Annotated in this window: 21 protein-coding genes; 16 read left to right on the top strand and 5 right to left on the bottom strand. The window is 76.1% G+C overall.

Annotation, left to right across the window (positions count from 1 at the left end; translation table 11 throughout):
- Positions 1 to 139 precede the first annotated feature (139 nt).
- Both ABL57_RS22005 and ABL57_RS20905 read left to right on the top strand, forming a co-directional pair.
- Positions 140 to 325, top strand: coding sequence for a hypothetical protein (locus tag ABL57_RS22005; protein ID WP_152683435.1), 186 nt, complete (start codon positions 140 to 142; stop codon positions 323 to 325).
- Positions 326 to 401: 76 nt separating this feature from the next.
- The gene (locus ABL57_RS20905; protein ID WP_082157520.1) at positions 402 to 977 is read left to right on the top strand and encodes a GNAT family N-acetyltransferase; all 576 of its coding nucleotides are present in this window, start codon (positions 402 to 404) and stop codon (positions 975 to 977) included.
- Positions 978 to 1,051: 74 nt separating this feature from the next.
- On the opposite strand, the gene ABL57_RS16910 is transcribed toward ABL57_RS20905, so the two are convergent.
- Positions 1,052 to 1,816 (bottom strand): hypothetical protein, encoded by a 765-nt coding sequence (locus ABL57_RS16910; protein ID WP_047804647.1) that lies wholly within the window; start codon positions 1,814 to 1,816, stop codon positions 1,052 to 1,054.
- A gap of 39 nt (positions 1,817 to 1,855) precedes the next feature.
- On the opposite strand from ABL57_RS16910, the gene ABL57_RS16905 reads away from it, so the two are divergent.
- The 7 genes from ABL57_RS16905 to ABL57_RS16875 all read left to right on the top strand — a co-directional run bounded on the left by ABL57_RS16905 (position 1,856) and on the right by ABL57_RS16875 (position 8,173).
- A complete protein-coding gene (locus tag ABL57_RS16905; RefSeq protein WP_047804646.1) occupies positions 1,856 to 2,038 on the top strand; it encodes a hypothetical protein in 183 nt (60 codons plus the stop codon).
- Positions 2,039 to 2,118: 80 nt separating this feature from the next.
- Positions 2,119 to 2,724: a helix-turn-helix domain-containing protein gene (locus ABL57_RS16900; RefSeq protein WP_047804645.1), complete on the top strand. Its 606-nt coding sequence runs from the start codon at positions 2,119 to 2,121 to the stop codon at positions 2,722 to 2,724.
- Complete coding sequence (locus ABL57_RS16895; protein WP_047804644.1) at positions 2,717 to 3,457, top strand: B3/4 domain-containing protein; 741 nt, start codon at positions 2,717 to 2,719, stop codon at positions 3,455 to 3,457. The genes ABL57_RS16900 and ABL57_RS16895 overlap by 8 nt, the downstream gene beginning before the upstream one ends.
- Positions 3,458 to 3,517: 60 nt before the next feature.
- Positions 3,518 to 4,432 carry a DMT family transporter gene (locus ABL57_RS16890; RefSeq protein ID WP_047804643.1) on the top strand — a complete coding sequence of 305 codons (915 nt, stop codon included), beginning with the start codon at positions 3,518 to 3,520 and terminating at the stop codon, positions 4,430 to 4,432.
- Between the two features lie 195 nt (positions 4,433 to 4,627).
- A complete protein-coding gene (locus tag ABL57_RS16885; RefSeq protein ID WP_047804642.1) occupies positions 4,628 to 5,527 on the top strand; it encodes a dihydrodipicolinate synthase family protein in 900 nt (299 codons plus the stop codon).
- A gap of 183 nt (positions 5,528 to 5,710) precedes the next feature.
- Positions 5,711 to 6,628 carry an SDR family oxidoreductase gene (locus ABL57_RS16880; RefSeq protein ID WP_047804641.1) on the top strand — a complete coding sequence of 306 codons (918 nt, stop codon included), beginning with the start codon at positions 5,711 to 5,713 and terminating at the stop codon, positions 6,626 to 6,628.
- Between the two features lie 135 nt (positions 6,629 to 6,763).
- Positions 6,764 to 8,173 carry a phenylacetate--CoA ligase family protein gene (locus ABL57_RS16875; protein ID WP_238986101.1) on the top strand — a complete coding sequence of 470 codons (1,410 nt, stop codon included), beginning with the start codon at positions 6,764 to 6,766 and terminating at the stop codon, positions 8,171 to 8,173.
- 161 nt (positions 8,174 to 8,334) lie between these two features.
- On the opposite strand, the gene ABL57_RS16870 is transcribed toward ABL57_RS16875, so the two are convergent.
- Positions 8,335 to 9,480, bottom strand: a complete 1,146-nt coding sequence (locus tag ABL57_RS16870) for an RNA polymerase sigma factor (RefSeq protein ID WP_047804640.1) — start codon at positions 9,478 to 9,480, stop codon at positions 8,335 to 8,337.
- A gap of 6 nt (positions 9,481 to 9,486) precedes the next feature.
- Positions 9,487 to 9,894, bottom strand: coding sequence for a YciI family protein (locus tag ABL57_RS16865; protein ID WP_047804639.1), 408 nt, complete (start codon positions 9,892 to 9,894; stop codon positions 9,487 to 9,489).
- Positions 9,895 to 10,067: 173 nt separating this feature from the next.
- Between ABL57_RS16865 and ABL57_RS16860 the strand changes: the two genes are divergently transcribed.
- The 3 genes from ABL57_RS16860 to ABL57_RS16850 all read left to right on the top strand — a co-directional run bounded on the left by ABL57_RS16860 (position 10,068) and on the right by ABL57_RS16850 (position 13,314).
- Positions 10,068 to 10,820, top strand: a complete 753-nt coding sequence (locus ABL57_RS16860; RefSeq protein ID WP_047804638.1) for an SDR family oxidoreductase — start codon at positions 10,068 to 10,070, stop codon at positions 10,818 to 10,820.
- A 256-nt stretch (positions 10,821 to 11,076) separates the two neighbouring features.
- Positions 11,077 to 12,615: an FAD-dependent monooxygenase gene (locus ABL57_RS16855; RefSeq protein WP_047804637.1), complete on the top strand. Its 1,539-nt coding sequence runs from the start codon at positions 11,077 to 11,079 to the stop codon at positions 12,613 to 12,615.
- 150 nt (positions 12,616 to 12,765) lie between these two features.
- On the top strand, positions 12,766 to 13,314 hold the full coding sequence (locus ABL57_RS16850; protein WP_047804636.1) for a ferritin: 549 nt from the start codon (positions 12,766 to 12,768) through the stop codon (positions 13,312 to 13,314).
- Positions 13,315 to 13,358: 44 nt separating this feature from the next.
- On the opposite strand, the gene ABL57_RS16845 is transcribed toward ABL57_RS16850, so the two are convergent.
- Both ABL57_RS16845 and ABL57_RS16840 read right to left on the bottom strand, forming a co-directional pair.
- Complete coding sequence (locus tag ABL57_RS16845) at positions 13,359 to 14,411, bottom strand: Gfo/Idh/MocA family protein (protein ID WP_047804635.1); 1,053 nt, start codon at positions 14,409 to 14,411, stop codon at positions 13,359 to 13,361.
- A 66-nt stretch (positions 14,412 to 14,477) separates the two neighbouring features.
- Positions 14,478 to 14,750, bottom strand: coding sequence for a hypothetical protein (locus tag ABL57_RS16840; protein ID WP_053005077.1), 273 nt, complete (start codon positions 14,748 to 14,750; stop codon positions 14,478 to 14,480).
- 356 nt (positions 14,751 to 15,106) lie between these two features.
- On the opposite strand from ABL57_RS16840, the gene ABL57_RS16835 reads away from it, so the two are divergent.
- From ABL57_RS16835 to ABL57_RS16820, 4 genes are all read left to right on the top strand, one after another.
- Positions 15,107 to 15,343 carry a hypothetical protein gene (locus ABL57_RS16835; RefSeq protein ID WP_047804634.1) on the top strand — a complete coding sequence of 79 codons (237 nt, stop codon included), beginning with the start codon at positions 15,107 to 15,109 and terminating at the stop codon, positions 15,341 to 15,343.
- 52 nt (positions 15,344 to 15,395) lie between these two features.
- Entirely contained in the window at positions 15,396 to 16,679 is a 1,284-nt protein-coding gene (locus tag ABL57_RS16830; protein ID WP_047804633.1) for an aminotransferase class V-fold PLP-dependent enzyme, read from the top strand.
- A gap of 114 nt (positions 16,680 to 16,793) precedes the next feature.
- Positions 16,794 to 17,267 (top strand): Fe-S cluster assembly sulfur transfer protein SufU, encoded by a 474-nt coding sequence (gene sufU / locus ABL57_RS16825; protein ID WP_047804632.1) that lies wholly within the window; start codon positions 16,794 to 16,796, stop codon positions 17,265 to 17,267.
- A 49-nt stretch (positions 17,268 to 17,316) separates the two neighbouring features.
- Complete coding sequence (locus ABL57_RS16820; protein WP_047804631.1) at positions 17,317 to 18,324, top strand: MsnO8 family LLM class oxidoreductase; 1,008 nt, start codon at positions 17,317 to 17,319, stop codon at positions 18,322 to 18,324.
- The last annotated feature ends 76 nt before the right edge of the window (positions 18,325 to 18,400 follow it).

Here is an 18,400-nt window from a genome sequence, read left to right as displayed (position 1 = left end):
CGGACCCGCGCACCGTCGGCGCCCGCCCCGGCGCGGAGGACCGGCGCCGGGACGGGAGGCGTGCGCGCCCCTGCCCCGTCGGCCCGCGTGCGGCCGCGGGCCCGGTGCTACGCTCCACGGACTCGAGGGGAGTGATGTCATGCACCACAGAGTTCGGATCGTCGCACTGGTCGTCCTGCTGCTCGCACTGGGCCTCTTCGCCGTGACCGAGTGGCCGCCGGCGCTGTACCTCGTCCCCGCGGCGGGAGGAACGCTGCTGGTGAACGAGTACGGGGCGCGGTCACCGGGGCCGGGCCGGCGGGAACGGGATCGGCCACGCCCGTGAGGTCCCACGGCGCCCCGGGCGGGGGATCCGAGGTCCCGGGCGCCCCACCGCCGCGGGCGCCCGGGCGGCCGGGGCCATGACCGGTCCGCCTGACCCGATCGCCGGCGCGTGGCCCCGGCGCACGGACCGGTGCCTGTTGCGCCCGGTGCGCGCCTCCGACCTCGAGGCGATGCTCGCCTACCGGGGCGATCCGCACGTCACCGAGCACCTGGGCCATGCCCCCTTGTCGCGCGAGGAGGTCCGGGACCGCATCGACGCCCGTCTGGCGGGACGCGACCCGGGGTCCGGGCGGGTCGTGCGCGGCGTGGCGATCGTGGTCGACGGCCGCTGCGTGGGAGATGCGATGCTGCGCCTCCAGCCGGCGCCCGGGGAAGGGGGCTGGCAGCTGTGGATCGGCTACGCGCTGCGACCGGAGATGTGGGGGCGTGGTCTGGCGACCGAGGTGGCCACCGAGCTCGTCGGCATCGCCCAGGACTGTGGTCTGCCGGTGTGGGCCGAGACGTTCGCGGAGAACCTGGCCTCACAACGGGTGCTCGAGAAGGCGGGACTGGAACTCGTCGACGAGGTGCTGGCCGAGGGCCGGCGCTGCCGCATCTTCGCTGCCGGACACCCTGGGTCACCGGTGCCGGCACCTCCTGTCCCGTCCCGGTAGGGCGCGCTCGACCGGTCGACCGCACCAGGGCACACCGGCTCCTCGTCGCCGCCCCGTGGGCCGCAGCGGGCCGCTCAGCCGGCGCCGCCCCGCAGCACGTCCACGTGCACGTGGTCCAGGTGGCGCAGGATCTCGTTGGCGGGCTCGGGGGCGTCGTAGTCCTGCCAGCGCCCGCGGGCGCTGTGCGCGCTCCAGAACCGGTCGTCGAAGATGACGTACTGGACGTCCAGGTCCTCGGCGTGCGCGACCAGCCATTGGGCCAGCACCCACCCCGCCCGCCGGTTCTCCTCGGTCACCGGCCGGAAGAAGACGTCGACGGCGCGCCCGTCGTAGTGCGTCGACTCCTCGCCGTGCCCCCGATCCACGCCGCCCGGGGCGAACCCGCCCAGGCTCTGCTCGCCGAACACCTCGGTCATCGCCGCGCGCAGCCGCTCGGCGCGGGGCGTCAGACCGGTCCCGGTCAGCTGCTGCTCGGGCAGCCCGCCGTCGGCCGGGCCCCGGCAGGCCAGGCTCGCGCCGGCGTCCTCGGGCGGCCCGTCGGCCAGCCGCTGCAGCACCGTCTCGTCGAGCCCGGCGGTGTCCACGGCCTGCCCGCGGGCGGCGAGCGCCACCGCCGTCGTGGCCCGCTTCGCCTCCTCACGGGTGAGCTCCACCTCCCCGTCCGCGGTCTCGACCGTGCACTCCGGGCCCCAGCGCGCCCAGTCGTCGCCCGCGCGCAGACCGCTCAGCAGGTTCGGCCCGACCAGCACCAGCGCGCCCGCGAGCGACCCCAGCAGCAGCAGGCTCAGGACGAGCCGGAGAGGCCGGCGACGCCCCCCGGGCGTCCCGTCCGGACTCATCGTCGGCGCGGACGGGGCGCCGGCACGAGCGCCGTCCCCGTGCTCGTGCGCGCGCCGGCCGGTCCGGGGGCCGGGGCGGGGCCGACGCCTCCGGCGCCGGCTGCGGTGATCGTGACGGTGATGTCGCACCTGCTTCTGCTCGGTCTGCTGTTCGGTCTGCTGTTCATCCTGCTGTTCGATCTGGTGGTGATTTTTCCGGTCCTGCCGGGCTTCCAGCTATAGCAGAGCGGAGGAACGAGGGCAGCACCCGGGCGGGGACTGGAAATTTCCATAATGCACTGTCAGTGCATTACGGTGCACTCATGGACGAGAGCACGACGACCTTGGCGACGGCCATCGGCACCCGCGTGAGACAGGAGCGGCAGCACCGGCACTGGACGCTGGACCAGCTGGCCGAGGCCGCCGGGGTCAGCCGCCGGATGGTGGTCAACGTGGAGCAGGGCGCGGCCAACCCCAGCGTGGGCACCCTGCTGCGGATCAGCGACGCCCTCGGCATCGGGCTGCCGGCGCTGGTGGAGCCGCCGCAGCCCAGGCCGGTGAAGGTCACCCGGCACGGGGAGGGCGCGGTCCTGTGGACCGGGAACTCCGGCGGCCGGGGGGTCCTGGTGGCCGGCACCGCGCCCCCGGACGTGGTGGAGCTGTGGGACTGGACCCTGGGCCCCGGCGACCGGCACGCGAGTGAGGCCCATGCCCCGGGCACCGAGGAGCTCCTACAGGTCCAGCAGGGCACGCTCACCGTCGAGATCGCCGGCCGGTCCGTCCCCCTCGACACCGGCGACGCGCTCACCTTTCCCGGCGACGTGGCCCATGCCTACGCCAACCCCGGGGCCGGGCCGGCGCGCTTCTCCCTGACCGTCTTCGAACCGGGCGTGGGCTCGGGACACCGCCAGGAGGGTTCTCATGACTGAGCCGAGCACACTGGAACGGCTGCTCGACGAGGCCCGGGTCGAGGCGGAGGTGTTCGCGCTGCGACCGGACTACCGGGCCGCGCTGCTGGCCGTCGACGGGATCGTCCCGGGTCCGAGCGACGAGACCGGTGAGGCGCTGCTGCAGGAGGCCGAGGCCGCCGCCCGCCGGGCGCTGGACGGCCGGCCGGTGGAGCAGCTGCCGCACGTGGCCGCCTGGCGGGAGGCCTACCGGGCGTTCGGGGCGAAACCGCAGCGCACCCGCAACAGCCTGGAGGCCCTGCTGCGCCGGGCCTCCACCGGGCTGCCGCGGGTCAACCGGCTCACGGACCTCTACAACGCGGTCTCGGTGCTGCACCAGATCCCGCTCGGCGGGGAGGACCTCTCCCGCTACCGCGGCGCTCCGCGCCTGGCCCGCGCCACCGGTGCCGAGCCGTTCGACACGGTCGCGGCCGGCGCACCGGTGACCGAGCACCCCCAGCCCGGAGAGGTGGTGTGGTGCGACGACGCCGGCGTGACCTGCCGGCGCTGGAACTGGCGCCAGGGACGCCGCACCGGTCTGACCGAGGACACCACCACCGCCCTGTTCGTCCTGGACGCGCTGGCGCCGCTGACCGACGCGGCCCTGCACGCCGCGGTCGAGGACCTGGCCACCCGCCTGGTCCGGCTCGGCCCCGAGGTGCAGATCACCCACCGCCTGCTCACCGCCGGCCCGACGTCCGCGCAAGGAGACTGACATGACCCACCACTCCGGGGCACCCGCCCCCGGTCGCCGGGGATCCCGGTGGGACCGGCCATGACTGCTCCCGTCCCCTCCACCGCTCCCACCACCGCCGTGCCTCCGTGGGGGCTGGCCGTGGCCGCGATGCTCTCGATCCAGCTGGGCTCGGCCCTGTCCGTGGACCTGATCGGCACGGTCGGCCCGGCCGGGACCGCCTGGCTGCGGCTCAGCGCGGGAGCGCTGATCTTCCTGCTCCTGGCCCGCCCGCCGCTGCGGTCCGTGCGCCGGTCCGACGTGCCGGCGCTGCTGGGCCTGGGCCTCACCACCGGGGTGATGACCACCGGCTTCCTCGCCGCGATCGAGCGCATCCCGCTGGGCACCGCCGTGGCGATCGAGTTCCTCGGCCCGCTGACCGTGGCCGCCGTGCGCTCCCACAGCCTCCGGGCCCTCGCCTGGCCCGCCCTGGCACTGTCCGGGGTGGTGCTGCTGACCGAGCCGTGGCACGGCCGGATCGACCTCGCCGGCATCGGGTTCGCCGGGCTGGCCGCCGTCGGGTGGGGGTTCTACATCCTCCTCACCCAGCGGATCGGTGACCGCTTCACCGGCATCGGCGCGCTGTCGATGACCGTGCCCGTCGCCGCGGTGACAGCAGCGGTCCTCGGCGTCCCGCAGGCCGCCGGGCACCTCACCCCCGGCGTGCTCGCCGCCGCGGCCGGGCTCGCCCTGCTGCTCCCCGTCCTGCCGTTCGCCCTGGAGATGCTCGCGCTGCGCCGGATGACGCCCACCGCCTTCGGCACCCTGATGGCCGTCGAGCCGGCCTTCGGCGTGCTCCTGGGGCTGCTCGTGCTCCACCAGCATCCCTCCGGCGTGCAGACCGCCGGCATCCTGCTCGTCGTCCTCGCCGGCGCGGCCGCCCAGCGCGGTGGCCGGCGCCGCCCGCGGACCTCCGGGCCCACCGCCGACCTGCCCGCCCTCGACCTCATCGGGTAGGGCACCCCCGTCCCTCGCCGCTGCCGCGCCCGCCGGTGCACCGCGCACCGGTGGCGCCGCCGCCCCGTCCCGGCATGCCACCGGCCGCGCCCCCCTGCGTGCCGGACCGCGTCGGCCGGACAGTCCAGGACCACGTCACCCGGCACGCCGACCGGCCCGCCGACCGGCACACCGACCAGCACAGGAGAAACCACGATGTTCACCGGCTTGAGCGCCTTCCCCCTCACCCCGCTGGCGGACGACGCCGTGGACGAGCCCGCTTTCACCGGCCTGGTGCAGCGGCTGGCGGCGGCCCGGATCGACTCCATCACCGTGCTGGGCTCCACCGGCTCCTACGCCTACCTGAGCACCGAGGAGCGCCGCCGGGTCGCCCGGCTGGCGGTCGAGCACGCGGGGACCGTCCCGGTGTTCGTCGGCATCGGAGCGCTGCGCACCTCCCAGGTCCTCACCCACCTCGAGCACGCCCAGCAGGCCGGGGCCTCCGCGGTGCTGCTGGCGCCGATGAGCTATCAGCCCCTGACCGACGACGACGTGGTCGGGCTCTTCGACACCGTCACCGCCCACTCCTCGGTGCCGGTGATCGTCTACGACAACCCGGGCACCACCCATGTCACCCTCAGCACCGAGCTCTACGGGCGCGTCGCGGAACTGCCCCGGATCGCCTCGATCAAGATCCCCGGTGTGCCCGCCGACCCCCAGGCCGCACGGGCGCGGGTGCGCGCGATCCGCGAGGTCGTCCCCGAGCACGTGCGCATCGGGGTCTCCGGGGACGCCACGGCGGCCACCGGCCTGGTCGCCGGCTGCGATGCCTGGTACTCGGTCCTCGCCGGGACGCTGCCGGTCCCAGCGCTGAGCATCACCCGGGCCGCACGGGAGGAACGAGCCGCCGAGGCCGCGGCCGAGTCCGAGCGGCTGGCACCGCTGTGGCGGCTGTTCGCCGAGCACGGGAGTCTGCGGGTCGTGGCCGCGATCGCCGAGCAGGAGGGACTGGTGCCCGGCGCGTGCCTGCCGCTGCCCCTCCGCGGACTGGACGACGCGCAGCGCGCCCTCCTCGCCCGCGTCCTCGGCGACCTCGGCCTCGCCCGGCAGCGCTGACGCCGGTCCTGCCCGCGGCCCGGCGGACCTCGTGCAGCCATCTCCGTGCCGACCATCCCGTGACGACGACCGTGCGCCGCGGTCCAGGCACGGCAGGGACCACCTGGTAGGTTCCCCGCATGAGGACCGGGTGAGCGCCTGCCCCGTGACCGCCGCATCCCCAGCACGTCAGGAGCACCACCAATGCCCCACCCGACGCCCGGACGCCCCCTGCAGGGCAGGACCGCCCTCGTCACCGGGGTCTCCCGCCGCCGCGGCATCGGCTACGCGGTGGCCGTCGAGCTCGCCTCCCTGGGAGCGAGCGTGTTCTTCCACCACTACGGCCCGCACGACGCGGACCAGCCCTGGGGCGGGGACGACCTGGACGCGGTCCGCGCCGGCGTCCGGGAGGCCCTGGTCGAGGGGGCGACGGCCGGCGACGCCTCCGCGGACCTGCGCGACGCGGACGCCGTGGAGCAGCTCGTGGAGCAGGCGTGGGCCTTGACCGGCCGGCTGGACATCCTGGTCTGCAACCACGCCCGCAGCGGAGGGGACGGGTCCGTCCTGGACATGACCGCCGGGATCCTGGACGCGTTCTGGGACACCAACACCCGCTCCACGCTGCTGCTCACCCGCCACTTCGCCCACCGTCATCTCGCCCACCGTCGCTCCGCCCACCACCGCACCACCACGACCGCGCGGGACGCACCGGCCCGCCCCGGGGACCGTCTCCGGGGCGGCGGACCGGTCGACGAACGGACCGCGGGACGGGTGTTCTGGATGACCTCGGGCCAGGGCGAGGGGCCGATGCGCGGCGAGGTCGCCTACGCCGTCAGCAAGGCCGCCCTGGCCGGGGCGACCCCCACGGTGGCCGCGGAGCTGCTGGAGCTCGGCATCGTGCTGAACACCGTCAATCCGGGGCCCGTCAACACCGGCTACCTCGACCCGGGCAGCACCGACCGGCCCCTGGAGGAGATCGACGCGTGGCGCGAAGCCACCCCGTTCGGCCGCTGGGGGCGCCCGGCGGATCCGGCGCGGCTGATCGGGTGGCTGGCCACCGACCAGGGCGTGTGGGTCGCCGGGCAGGTCATCACCACCGACGGGGGCATGGGCCTGACCTGATCGCCGGGACCCGGACCGCGCCCCCCTCCGCGCGACTCCGCCCGGGTGCACGGCCCGCGCCCGGGGCCGAGGACCGATTCAGTCACCTGCGCCGAGGCTCTGTCGCCCCCGGCGTGGGGTTCCTAGAGTCGTTCCATGGGGCCACGAGGGGAACGCGTCACCGGTGACCGGGGCGGCCGGGCGGTCGGGGTGTGGTGGGACGCACGCCGGACCCACCGGAAGGGCCCGGAGGCGGTCCGGAGCCGACAGCAGGAGCGGCTGGCGGAGCTGGTGGTCTTCGCGCGGACGAACTCCCCGTACTACCGGCGGCTCTACCACGGGCTGCCGGAGCGGATCGAGGACGTCACCGCGCTGCCGGTGACGGACAAGCGGGCGCTGATGGCTGCCTTCGACGAGGTGGTCACGGATCCGGCGGTGACGCGCGCGGCGGTCGAGGAGTTCGTGGCGGACCCCGCCCGGATCGGGGAGCGGTTCGCCGGGAAGTACCTGGTGGCCACCACCGCCGGCACCACCGGCACCCGGGGCGTCTTCGTGCTCGACGACCGGTACCGGGCGGTGGCCTCGGGGCTGATGGCCCGGCTGAGCGCGGACTGGCTGCCGGCCCGGGAGGTGGTGCGCCTGGTGCTCCGCGGGGGACGATTCGCCGCGGTCGTGGCCACCGGCGGGCACTTCCTGGCCGTGGCCACCAGTACCCGGGAGCTGCGGGAGCGGCCACGGCGCCGCCGCCGGCTGCGGATCCTCCCGGTCCACCGGCCGCTGCCCGAGCTGGTGGCCGAGCTCAACGCCTTCGACCCGCTGGTGTTCGGGGCCTACGCCAGCGTGCTGCGGCTGCTGGCCTCCGAGCAGCGGGCCGGGCGGCTGCGACTGCGACCGGTGCTCGTGCTCAGCACCGCCGAGGGCCTGCCCTCGGAGGAGCGCATCCGGCTCGAGCGGGCCTTCGCCGCACCCGTGCGGGAGGTCTACGGCTGCACCGAGTCCGGCTACGCCGCCTCCGGCTGCGCGCAGGGCTGGCTGCACCTGATCGGGGACTGGGTGATCCTCGAGCCGGTGGACGCCGAGCACCGCCCCGTCCCGTCCGGGACGGTCTCGCACACGGTGCTCCTGACGAACCTGGCCAACCGGGTCCTGCCGATCATCCGCTACGACGTGGGCGACCGCGTGCTGGTCAAGCCCGAGCCGTGTGCCTGCGGGAACCCGGCCCCGGCGCTGCACGTGCAGGGGAGGGCCTCGGACGTCCTCACCTTTCCTGCCGACGGCCCTGGCCGGGTGACGGTCCCTCCGCTGGCGCTGGGCACCGTCGTCGACCGCGTCCCCGGGGTGGAGCTGTTCCAGGTCGTCCAGACCGGCCCCACCGGTCTGCGGGTGCGGCTGCATCCCGCCGCGGGGGCGGACCCGGAGCAGGTCTGGACGGCCGTGCTGAGCGGGATCACCGGCCTGCTCGGCGATCTGGGGCTGGCCCACGTCACCGTGCAGCGGACGGCCGAGGCTCCGCAGCAGGGCCCCGGCGGCAAGTACCGCACCGTGGTCCCGCTGCCCGCATCCTGACCGGATCAGCGGGGCGAGGCGTCCCTCCGGTGCGCCGGCCCACGAGCCGGCCGGCGCATCGGCGGGGCGCCAGGAGCGGCGGATCCGGCGGAGTCCGTGTCCCGGAGTCCAGGAGCTCGGTCCCGCGATCCGGAGCCTCCGCGTCGGTGCGGACGGACCGCTCAGCCGCGCAGCTGCGCGTGGAGCCGTGCGGCCTGCCGCGTCAGGTGGTCGCGTTCGGGGAGGCTGGACGCCAGCCGGGCGGCGTCGGCGTAGAGCCGTGCTGCGGTCCCCGTGTCACCGGCACGCTCGTGCAGATAGGCCGCCGCGGCGGTGCGGCGGGGCAGCCCGGGGTCGAGTCCCGCCAGGGCGTCCAGCCCGGCCCGCGGGCCCCGGGCCTCGCCGACCGCCACGGCCCGGTTGAGGCGGGCCACGGGGCTGTCGGTGAGGCGCAGCAGCTCGTCGTACCACTCGACGATCTGCACCCAGTCGGTCTCCTCGGGCGTGCGGGCGTCGGCATGCAGCGCGGCGACGGCGGCCTGGGCCTGGAACTCGCCCAGCCGGTCCCGGGCGAGGGCCGCCTGGAGGACCTCGACGCCCTCGGCGATCAGGAGGGCGTCCCACCGGCGGCGGTCCTGCTCGGCCAGGGGCACGAGGCTGCCGTCGGGGCGGGTCCGCGCCGGGCGGCGCGCGTGGTGGAGCAGCATGAGCGCGAGCAGTCCCGCCACCTCCTCGTGCTCGGTCCCGGCCCGGAGCCGGCGGGTGAGCCGGATCGCCTCGGCGGCGAGGTCGACGTCACCGGAGTAGCCCTCGTTGAAGACCAGGTACAGCACGCGCAGCACCGTGGCGAGGTCGCCGGGCTGGTCGAACCGCACACCCGAGACGGTCCGCTTGGCCCGGCTGATCCGCTGGGCCATGGTCGCCTCGGGCACCAGGTAGGCCCGGGCGATCTGCCGGGTGCTCAGGCCGCCGACCGCGCGCAGCGTGAGCGCGACGGCCGAGGCCGGGGTCAGGGAGGGGTGCGCGCACAGGAAGTACAGCTGGAGCGTGTCGTCGACCGCCCCGCCCGTGCCGGGCGGGGGATCCGCCTCGGCACGCTCCTCGCGCCGCCGCCGCGCGGTGTCTGCGCGGACGGCGTCGAGGAACTTGCGCCAGGCCACGGTGACCAGCCAGCCCTGCGGATCCCGCGGCGGATCGCGCGGCCACACGCGCACCGCCTCGACCAGGGCGTCCTGCACGGCGTCCTCGGCCGCCGCGAAGTCGGCTCCACGGCGGACGAGGACGCCCGTCACGGTGAGGGTGAGGGCCCGCAGCAGGTCCTCGTCCACCGCGCGTCACTCCGTGACGGTCGGGGGCGCGCCCAGGAACGGGCGCACCTCGAGCCACTCGTGGATCGGCTTCCCGCCCGCCCCCGGGGCCGCGGACAGCTCACCGGCCAGCTCCACCGCCCGTTCCCGGTTCTCGACGTCGATCACCATCCACCCGGCGATCAGGTCCTTGGTCTCCGCGAACGGGCCGTCGGTGACCGGCGGCCGGCCCTCGCCGCCGTAGCGGACGAACATGCCGTCGGGGGACAGCGCCTGCGCGTCGACGAACTCGCCGGTGCTCTCCAGCCGAGCGGCGAAGTCGTTCATGTACTGCACGTGCGCCACGATCTCCTCCGGCGTCCAGTGGTCCATCGGCACGTCGTTGACCGGCGCCGGAGCGCCCCGGTAGTGCTTGAGCAACAGGTACTTGGCCATCGTGAGCTCCTCTGTGCGGTACGGCCCATTGTGGCCGTGCTCCCCCCCAGGACGGAGCCGCGCGCAGGATCTCGACATCCCGGCGCGACATGTTCCGTCGAATGCCGTGGGCACCGCGGGCGTGGACGAGGATGACGACGAGCACGAGGGGAACGAGCGCGAGGAGGGGCGTCATGAGGATCGCCGTGGCCGGGGGCACCGGGGTCGTGGGCCGTCACGTGGTGGAGGCCGCCCGCGGGCGCGGGCACGAGGTCGTCGTGCTGGCCAGGTCGCAGGGGGTGGACCTGAGCACCGGGGCGGGCCTGGACCTGGCCGGGGTGCAGGCCGTCGTCGACGTGACCTCCATCCGCGCCACCAGCGGCCGCAGCGCGACCCGGTTCTTCACCGAGGTGACCCGGCGCCTCCTCGCCGCCGAACGGGCGGCAGGTGTGGGGCACCACCTGGTGCTGTCGATCGTGGGCCTCGACGACGCCCCGTACGGCTACTACGCGGGCAAGGCGGCGCAGGAGCGCCTGGTGCAGGCCGGCGAGGTGCCGTGGACCCTGCTGCGGGCCACCCAGTTCCACGAGTTCGCCGGGCAGGTCCACGAGCGGATGCGGCTGGGCCCGGTCGCGCTCGTGCCGGCCATGCGCTCCCAGCCGATCGCGGCGCGGGAGGTCGCCGCACGGCTGGTGGCGCTCGCCGAGGCCGGTCCGGCCGGCCGGGTGCCGGACCTCGCCGGTCCGCGCGAGGAGCGGATGGCCGAACTGAGCCGGCGGTGGGCCGCCGCCACCGGCGTCCGCGGCCGGGTCCTGGAGCTTCCGGTCCCCGGCCGGTTCGGCCGCGCGCTGCGCGACGGCACCCTGCTGGCCCGGCCCGGGTCCCAGCACGGCGAGCAGACCTTCGAGCAGTGGCTCACCGCGGGACGGGCGCACCCGGGCCCGTGACCGGTCCCGCGGAGACGTGGGCGGCGGTGTGCCCCGGGTGATCGGCCGGGACGGCCGGGGGAGGGCGCGGGACCGGCCGGGACACGTGCCGGGGGCTGCGCAGCGCGGGGCCGTGGCGCGCGCACCGGCGGGAAGTGCCTCCCCTCACCTCCACCGTACGACGCCGCGGGGGGCTTGCGGCAAGCCCCCCGCGGCGTCGCAGAATCACAGACCGGGACCGGGGCGGACCCGGTGCCGGCGGACCGAGGGGGAGCGGATGCACGAGCACGCGGTGGTGATCGTCGGCGCGGGGCCGACGGGCCTGATGCTGGCGGGTGAGCTGGCGCTGGCGGAGGTCGACGTCGCCGTCCTGGAACGGCGTCCCGGCCAGGACCTCGTCGGCGCGCGCGCCGGCGGGCTGCACGCGCGCACCATCGAGGTGCTCGACCAGCGGGGGCTCGCCGACCGGTTCCTGTCCCGGGGAGCGACCGCCCAGGTCGCGGGGTACGCCGGCGTGCCCCTGGACATCAGCGACTTCCCCACCCGCCATCCCTACGGGCTCGCGCTGTGGCAGAACCACATCGAGCGCCTTCTCGCCGACCGGGCCGGCGAGCTGGGGGTGCCGGTCCACTACGGCCACGACGTGACGGGCGCCGTCCAGGACGGCGCCGGGGTCGACGTCGACCTGTCCGACGGCCGGCGGTGGCGGGGCCAGTACGTCGTCGGGTGCGACGGCGGGCGCAGCCGGGTCCGCAAGACCGCCGGCATCGCCTTCCCGGGCTGGGACGCCACGACCAGCAGTCTGCTCGCCGAGGCCGAGACGGACGAGGAGCCGGAGTGGGGCATCCACCAGGACGCCCTCGGCAAGCACGCCTTCCGCCGGACGGAGGGAGGGCAGGTGGGGATCATGGTGACCGAGCGCCACGTCGGGCCCGGCCGCGAGCCCACCCTGCGCGAGCTCCGCGACGCGCTCGTGGCGGTGTACGGGACCGACTACGGGGTGCACAGCCCCACCTGGCTGACCAGGTTCACCGACACCACCCGGCAGGCGGCGTCCTACCGGGAGGGGCGGGTCCTGCTGGCGGGCGACGCCGCCCACGTCCACGCCCCGGACGGCGGCCAGGGCCTCAACACCGGTGTGCAGGACGCGGTGAACCTGGGCTGGAAGCTGGCCCAGGTGCTCCGGCGGACTTCGCCGGAGCACCTCCTGGACACCTACCACGCCGAGCGGCACCCCGTCGCCGCCCGCGTGCTGCGCCACACGATGGCCCAGGTCGCCCTCCGCCGGCCCGACGAGCGCCTCCGGGCCGTGGGCGGGACCGTCGCCGAGCTGCTGGGCATGGAGGAACCGCGCCGCCGGTTCGCCGCGATGATGTCCGGGCTGGACATCCGCTACGACCTCGGGCCGGGGCACCCGCTGCTCGGGCGGCGCATGCCGGACCTCGACCTCCGCACGGCGGACGGGCCCCTGAGGGTGTTCGGCCTCCTGCACGAGGCCCGGCCGGTGCTGCTCGAGCTCGCCGGGCAGGCGCCGGACGGCGTCGACGTCCGCCCCTGGGCGGACCGCGTCCGACGGGTGCACGCCGAGTGCGCCGGCCCCTGGGAGCTGCCGGCGCTCGGCACCGTCCCAGCGCCCACGGCCGTGCTGATCCGGCCGGACGGCCATGTGGCCTGGGTGGGGGAGGGGACCCGGTCCGGGCTCGAGGAGGCGCTCACCACCTGGTGCGGACCCCCTGCCGGGGCTCGCGGCGAGGCGGCCGGGACGGTCGCGCCGGAGCCCCGCCCGCCCTGCCGCCGGATGGTGCCGGAGGACTAGAATCGGCATCCTCACCGGGGTGCCGCGCCGTGGCCCTCCGGTGCCGTCCGGCCGTCACGCGCACAGCCCCGGCCCCGGTCGGCGACGCCTGCGCGGGCCGGCGCGCGGCGTCGATCTCCGCCCGGGACGCCGAGACCCCAGGAGCGTCCGATGGCACCCGAGTCCTTCACCCAGCTGCTGACCCGTCAGGTCGGCCACGAGTTCGCCGCCTCCCATCAGTACGTCGCCGTGGCCGTCTGGTTCGACGGCCAGGACCTGCCCCAGCTGGCCCGGCACTTCTACCGGCAGTCGCTGGAGGAGCGCAACCACGCCATGATGATCGTCCAGTACATCCTGGACCGGAACCTGCCCCTGGCCGTCCCCGGGGTCGGGGAGGTGCGCAACGACTTCACCGATGTGCGCGAGCCCCTGGCCCTGGCGCTGTCCCAGGAGCAGGAGGTGACCGAGCAGATCAAGGCGCTGTTCGCTGCCGCCCGGGCCGAGGGGGACCCCCTGGGGGAACAGTTCATGCTCTGGTTCCTCCAGGAGCAGGTGGAGGAGGTGGCGTCGATGACCACGCTGGTGAACATCGCCGCCCGGGCGGACAATCTCTTCGACATCGAGAACTACCTGGCGCGCGAGCACGTCGGGGACGGCGGCCACGGGCACGGCGGCGGCCACGGCTCCGGCACCCCGGAGGCGGCCGGCGGGGCGGTCTGACCGGCCCGCACCGCGTCTCCCGGCCGTCCCTCACCGGCCGTCCCTCACCGGCCGTCCACCCGGCCGGAGGTCGCGGGGGCCTCCCGGGAGCCCGTGGCGGCGCTGCGGCGGGCGGCGTCGAGCACCGCGGCCGTGGCGACGGCGTCGGCGGGGTCCACCGGGACGGGCCCGTCGTCGAGGATCCACCGGGCCACGTCCCGGTAGAAGTCGGCGGGCCCGCCGTTGGCGGTGGGCACGGGGGTGCGCTCGGTGCCGCGGACCAGCCAGCCGGTCGTCCCGGCCCCGGGGTCCAGGACGTCGAAGGGCCCGGGGCTGTCCTCGTGGCCGGGCACCAGGAAGGCGCCCGCCGAGCCGAGCACCCGGGTCCGCGGCCCCGGGGCGCCCACCAGGCTCGCGGCCCACAGGTGGCTGATCGTGCCCGAGGCGTGGTCCAGGGCCAGGAAGACGTCGTCCTCCGTGGGCGTGGTCAGGGCGCGCAGCTCGGCCCGGACCCCGGTCACGGGACCGAAGAGCTGCATCGCGGCGTCCACGAGGTGCGGGCCCAGATCGAGCAGCAGCCCGCCGCCCGCACCGACCGCGTTCTCCCGCCACCGGTTCTTGGGCACCGGGCGCCAGCGCTCCCAGCGGCGCTCGAACCGGTGCACGTCCCCGAGCCGGCCCTCGGCCAGCACCCGGGCGAGGGTCAGCTGCTCGGCGTCCCAGCGGCGGTTCTGGAAGACGGTCAGCGGCGTCCCGGTGGTCTCGGCCCGCGCGGCGACGGCGGCGGCGCCGGCGTGGTCGAGGGCCAGCGGCTTGTCGACGACCACGGGGATCCCGGCGTCCAGACCGGCCAGCGCGTGCTCGACGTGCCGGCCCGTCGGCGAGGCGACGACCAGCACGTCCGGGCGGGAGGCATCCAGCAGCGCGGTGAGGTCCGGGTGCACCGACACCCCGGGCCAGTCGGCGTCGGCCTCGGCGCGACGGCCGGGGTCGGTCGTGACGACGTCGGTGACCCGGCAGCCGGCCTCCCGCAGCAGCGGCGTGTGGAACTGCCGACCGGCCATGCCGTATCCGACCAGTCCGGCGGTCAGCGTCCGTCCAGTGTGGTGTGGGGCCATGCCGTCACGATAGCCGTCACGGCATCCGTCACGGCATCGGACCGGCGGCGCCCCGCCGTGGCCGGGTCACGTCTCGGACATGCCGTCGATCGGGCGCAGGTCCCGGGAGCAGGGCACCCGGGCGTCGGGCACCATGCGGTTGGTGACCCGCGCGAGGCTGTCCCGGTGCCGGGGCACCAGGTGCAGGGCATGGTGCAGGTAGGCGTCGACCTCCAGCTCGTCGACCTCCCCGCCGCTGCGGCGGTACTCCCCCCACAGCTCGCGCACACCCAGCCCGGCGTCGCTGATCGCGGCGCGGATCATCCGGGCCTGGGTCCTGGCGATCGTCCGGTCGTCCATCCTGCACCTCTCGACCAGTTCCGCCCAGCGTAGTCCCGCCCGGCGGCCCGCGGGAGGGGGGCAGCCGCCGACGGGGCGGTCATCGGCACCCCGCGGTGGTCCCGGCGCGGACCCCGAGCCGGCCGCCCGGGGGCCGCCGGTTCCCGTCCCGGCCGGGCACCGCCTTTGCCCCCGGTGGCCGGGGGAGCGATCATGGTCCTGTGCTCCGCAGCCCCGCACGGTCCTGCTCCCGTCCCGGTGCGCGGCCCCGCCGCGGCCGCCCGTCGTCGCCGGTGGGGCCGTCCGACGGCGAGCGGACCTGCCGATCCCGCCGGTGACCTGCCGGCACCGCGGACCGAATTCCCGAGAAGGACACCATGACGGACCAGCAGACCCCCGACGACGAGCCGGGCCCGCCTCGGCGCAGCCTGTTCCGCCGCTTCGACGACCTCGCCATGCGGTTCTACGGACCTGCCGCGCGCAGCCGCCGGGACCTGCGGGGCCAGGACCAGCCCAGCGAGCAGACCCGGCAGTGGTACCAGGACCTGCAGCAGGAGTACGTGGTGGAGAAGGACGCCAGCGGCCGCACCTATCTCCGGCCCCGGCGACCCTAGCGGCCGGTCGGGCCCGCGACCGCCGCCGGCCCGGGCCGTAGAGTGTCGGACCATGGACGGAAACGACGTGCAGCCGCTGACCGACGCCGAGGTGCGCGCCATCCGGGAGGACTTCCCGCTGCTGGCGGGTGCATCGGGGAGCTACCTGGACTCCGGAGCCACCTCGCAGAAGCCGCTGGCGGTGCTGGACGCCGAGCGGGAGTTCTACCTGCACCGCAATGCGGCGGTGCACCGCGGCGCGCACGCCCTGGCGGTGGAGGCCACCGACGCCTACGAGGAGGCCCGCCGGGTCGTGGCCGGGTTCGTGGGGGCCACCGAGCGGGAACTGGTGTGGACCTCCAACGCCACCGAGGCGATCAACCTGCTCGCCTACTCCTTCTCCAACGCCGCCGCCGGGCGCGGCGGCGAGGCCGCCGCCCGCTTCCGGCTCGGGCCGGGGGACGAGATCGTGACCACCGAGGCCGAGCACCACGCCAACCTCGTCCCGTGGCAGGAGCTGGCCGCCCGCACCGGGGCGAGCCTGCGCTGGATCCCGGTCGACGGGTCCGGGCTGCTCGACCACGAGGCCGCCCGGCAGGTGATCGGGGAGCGGACCCGGGTGGTGGCCTTCAGCCACGTCTCCAACGTCACCGGCGCCGTCACCGACGTCGCCGACCTCGTGGGCCTGGCCCGGGAGGCCGGGGCGCTGAGCGTGCTGGACGCCTGCCAGTCGGTCCCGCACCTGCCGGTGGACCTGCCCGCCCTGGGAGTGGACTTCGCGGTGTTCTCCGGGCACAAGATGCTCGGGCCCACCGGCATCGGGGCGCTGTGGGGGCGGGCGGAGCTGCTGGACGCGATGCCGCCGTTCCTCACCGGCGGGTCGATGATCACCCGGGTCACGATGGACTCCGCCTCCTATCTGCCGGCACCGACCCGCTTCGAGGCCGGCACGCAGCGGATCGCCCAGGCCGTGGGCCTGGCCGCGGCCGTGCGCTACCTGCAGGGCGTGGGGATGGGCCGGGTCGCCGCCCACGAGCGGGAGCTGGGGCAGCGGCTGGCCGCCGGGCTGGCGCAGCTGGAGGGGGTCCGGCTGATCGGTCCGTCCCCGGGGGCGGACCGGGTGGGGCTGGCCGCGGTGGACGTGGCCGGGGTGCACGCCCACGACGTGGGGCAGGTCCTCGACGTCGCGGGGGTGGCCGTGCGGGTGGGCCACCACTGCGCCCAGCCGCTGCACCGGGCCTTGGGCCTGACCGCGACCACCCGGGCCAGCGGCTACCTCTACACCACCACCGAGGACGTGGACCGGTTCCTGGACGAGCTGGCCGGGGTGCGGGCCTACTTCGGCGTGGCAGGCTGATCCCGTGCGCATCCGCACCGCGCGCACCCACACCGTGAGCACCGACCCCGGGCGTACCGACCCCGGGCGTACCGACCCCGGGCGCACCGCACCGGACCGACCGAGGAGACGACGATGAGCGCGCTGGACGGGCTGTATCAGGAGGTGATCCTGGACCACGCCAAGCGGCGCTCCGGGAAGGGCCTGGCCGCACCGGCCCCCGGCCACGCCGTGGCCGAGTCGCACCAGTACAACCCCACGTGCGGCGACGAGATCACCGTGCGGGCCGAACTGGCACCGGCGCCCCCGGGCGCGGAGGACGCGGAGCCGGTGGTGCAGCGGATCAGCTGGGAGGGCGAGGGCTGCTCGATCTCCATGGCCGCGGCCTCCGTGCTGGCCGAGACCGCCCCGGGCCTGACGCGGTCCGAGCTGCTCGGGCTGATCGGGGCGTTCCGGGAGCTGCTGCGCTCGCGCGGCACCGTGGAGCCCGACGAGGAGCTGCTGGGCGACGCCGCCGCCTTCGCCGGGGTGTCCCGGTTCGCGGCCCGGGTCAAGTGCGCGATGCTCGGCTGGGTCGCCGCCGAGGAGGCCGTGGGCCGGACCGGCTGAGCCGCGTCGGTCCCGGAATGCCTCCTCCGCCGCGGCGGTTGAGCCGGACATGCCCCTCTCCGACATCGCCCTGTCCCTGCTCGACCGCGCCGCCACCCGGCGCGGGTCCACGGAGGCCGAGGCGCTCGCCCGCGTCCTGGACCGGGCGCAGCGGGCGGAGGAGCTGGGCTACCACCGGTTCTGGGTGGCCGAGCACCACGGGGTGCCCGGCATCGCGGGCTCCGCGCCGGCGGTGCTGATGGCTGCGGCCGCGGCCCGCACCCGCCGCATCAGGATCGGCTCGGGCGGGATCATGCTGCCCAACCACCAGCCGCTCGTGGTCGCCGAGCAGACCGCCACCCTCCAGGCCCTGCACCCCGGCCGGATCGACCTCGGGGTGGGCCGCTCGCTCGGGTTCACCGGCGCGGTCCGGGACGCCCTGCGCACGGGCAAGGAGGCCGCGGACCGCTTCGGGGACGACCTCGCCGAGCTGCTCGCCCACCTCTCCGGCACCGCCCCCGTGACCGCCCGCCCGCGCGACCACGCCGCGACGCCGGTCTTCGTGCTGGCCACCGGCGCCGGGGTGGACGTCGCGGCGCGGGCCGGGCTCGCCGTGGTGCTCGGCGGTCCCGCCCTGTTCCGGCCGGGCCCCGAGGGCGCCGCCGCGGTGCTGGAGCGCTACCGCGAGCGGTTCCGCCCGTCGTCGTGGTGGCCGGAACCGCACGTGGTGGTCTCGGCGAACGTCGCGGTGGCGGGCACCCGGGAGGCCGCGCGGCGGCTGCTCCTGCCCGAGGCCCGAGCGCTGGCCGCCTCCCGGACGCGGGGTGAGTTCCCGCCCCTGGAACCGGCGGGACCGGCGGACCCGGAGGTGCTCCCGGACCGGGAGCGGCGCCTGGTGGAGGAGTCCCTGGCGGCCTCGGTGCACGGCACGGCCCCGGAGGTCCGGACGGGCCTGGAGCAGCTGGTCGCCCGGACCGGGGCGGACGAGCTGCTGGTGACCGGCGGCGCGTACGACCTCGCGGCCCAGGCGGACTCCGACCGCCGGCTCGCCGCGCTGTTCGCCCTCCGCCCGCACTGAACGCCGCGGCGCCGCCCCCCCCCCCGGCACCCCGCCCGGCTGCGGCGCTCCGCCCCGCCGGACCCCTTGGTGGCCC

Source organism: Kocuria sp. SM24M-10 (assembly GCF_001027955.1).
GTDB classification, from domain to species: Bacteria; Actinomycetota; Actinomycetes; order Actinomycetales; family Micrococcaceae; genus Kocuria; species Kocuria oceani.
Note: the sequence above shows the minus strand (reverse complement) of the source record. Positions and strands in the feature narration are given on the sequence as shown.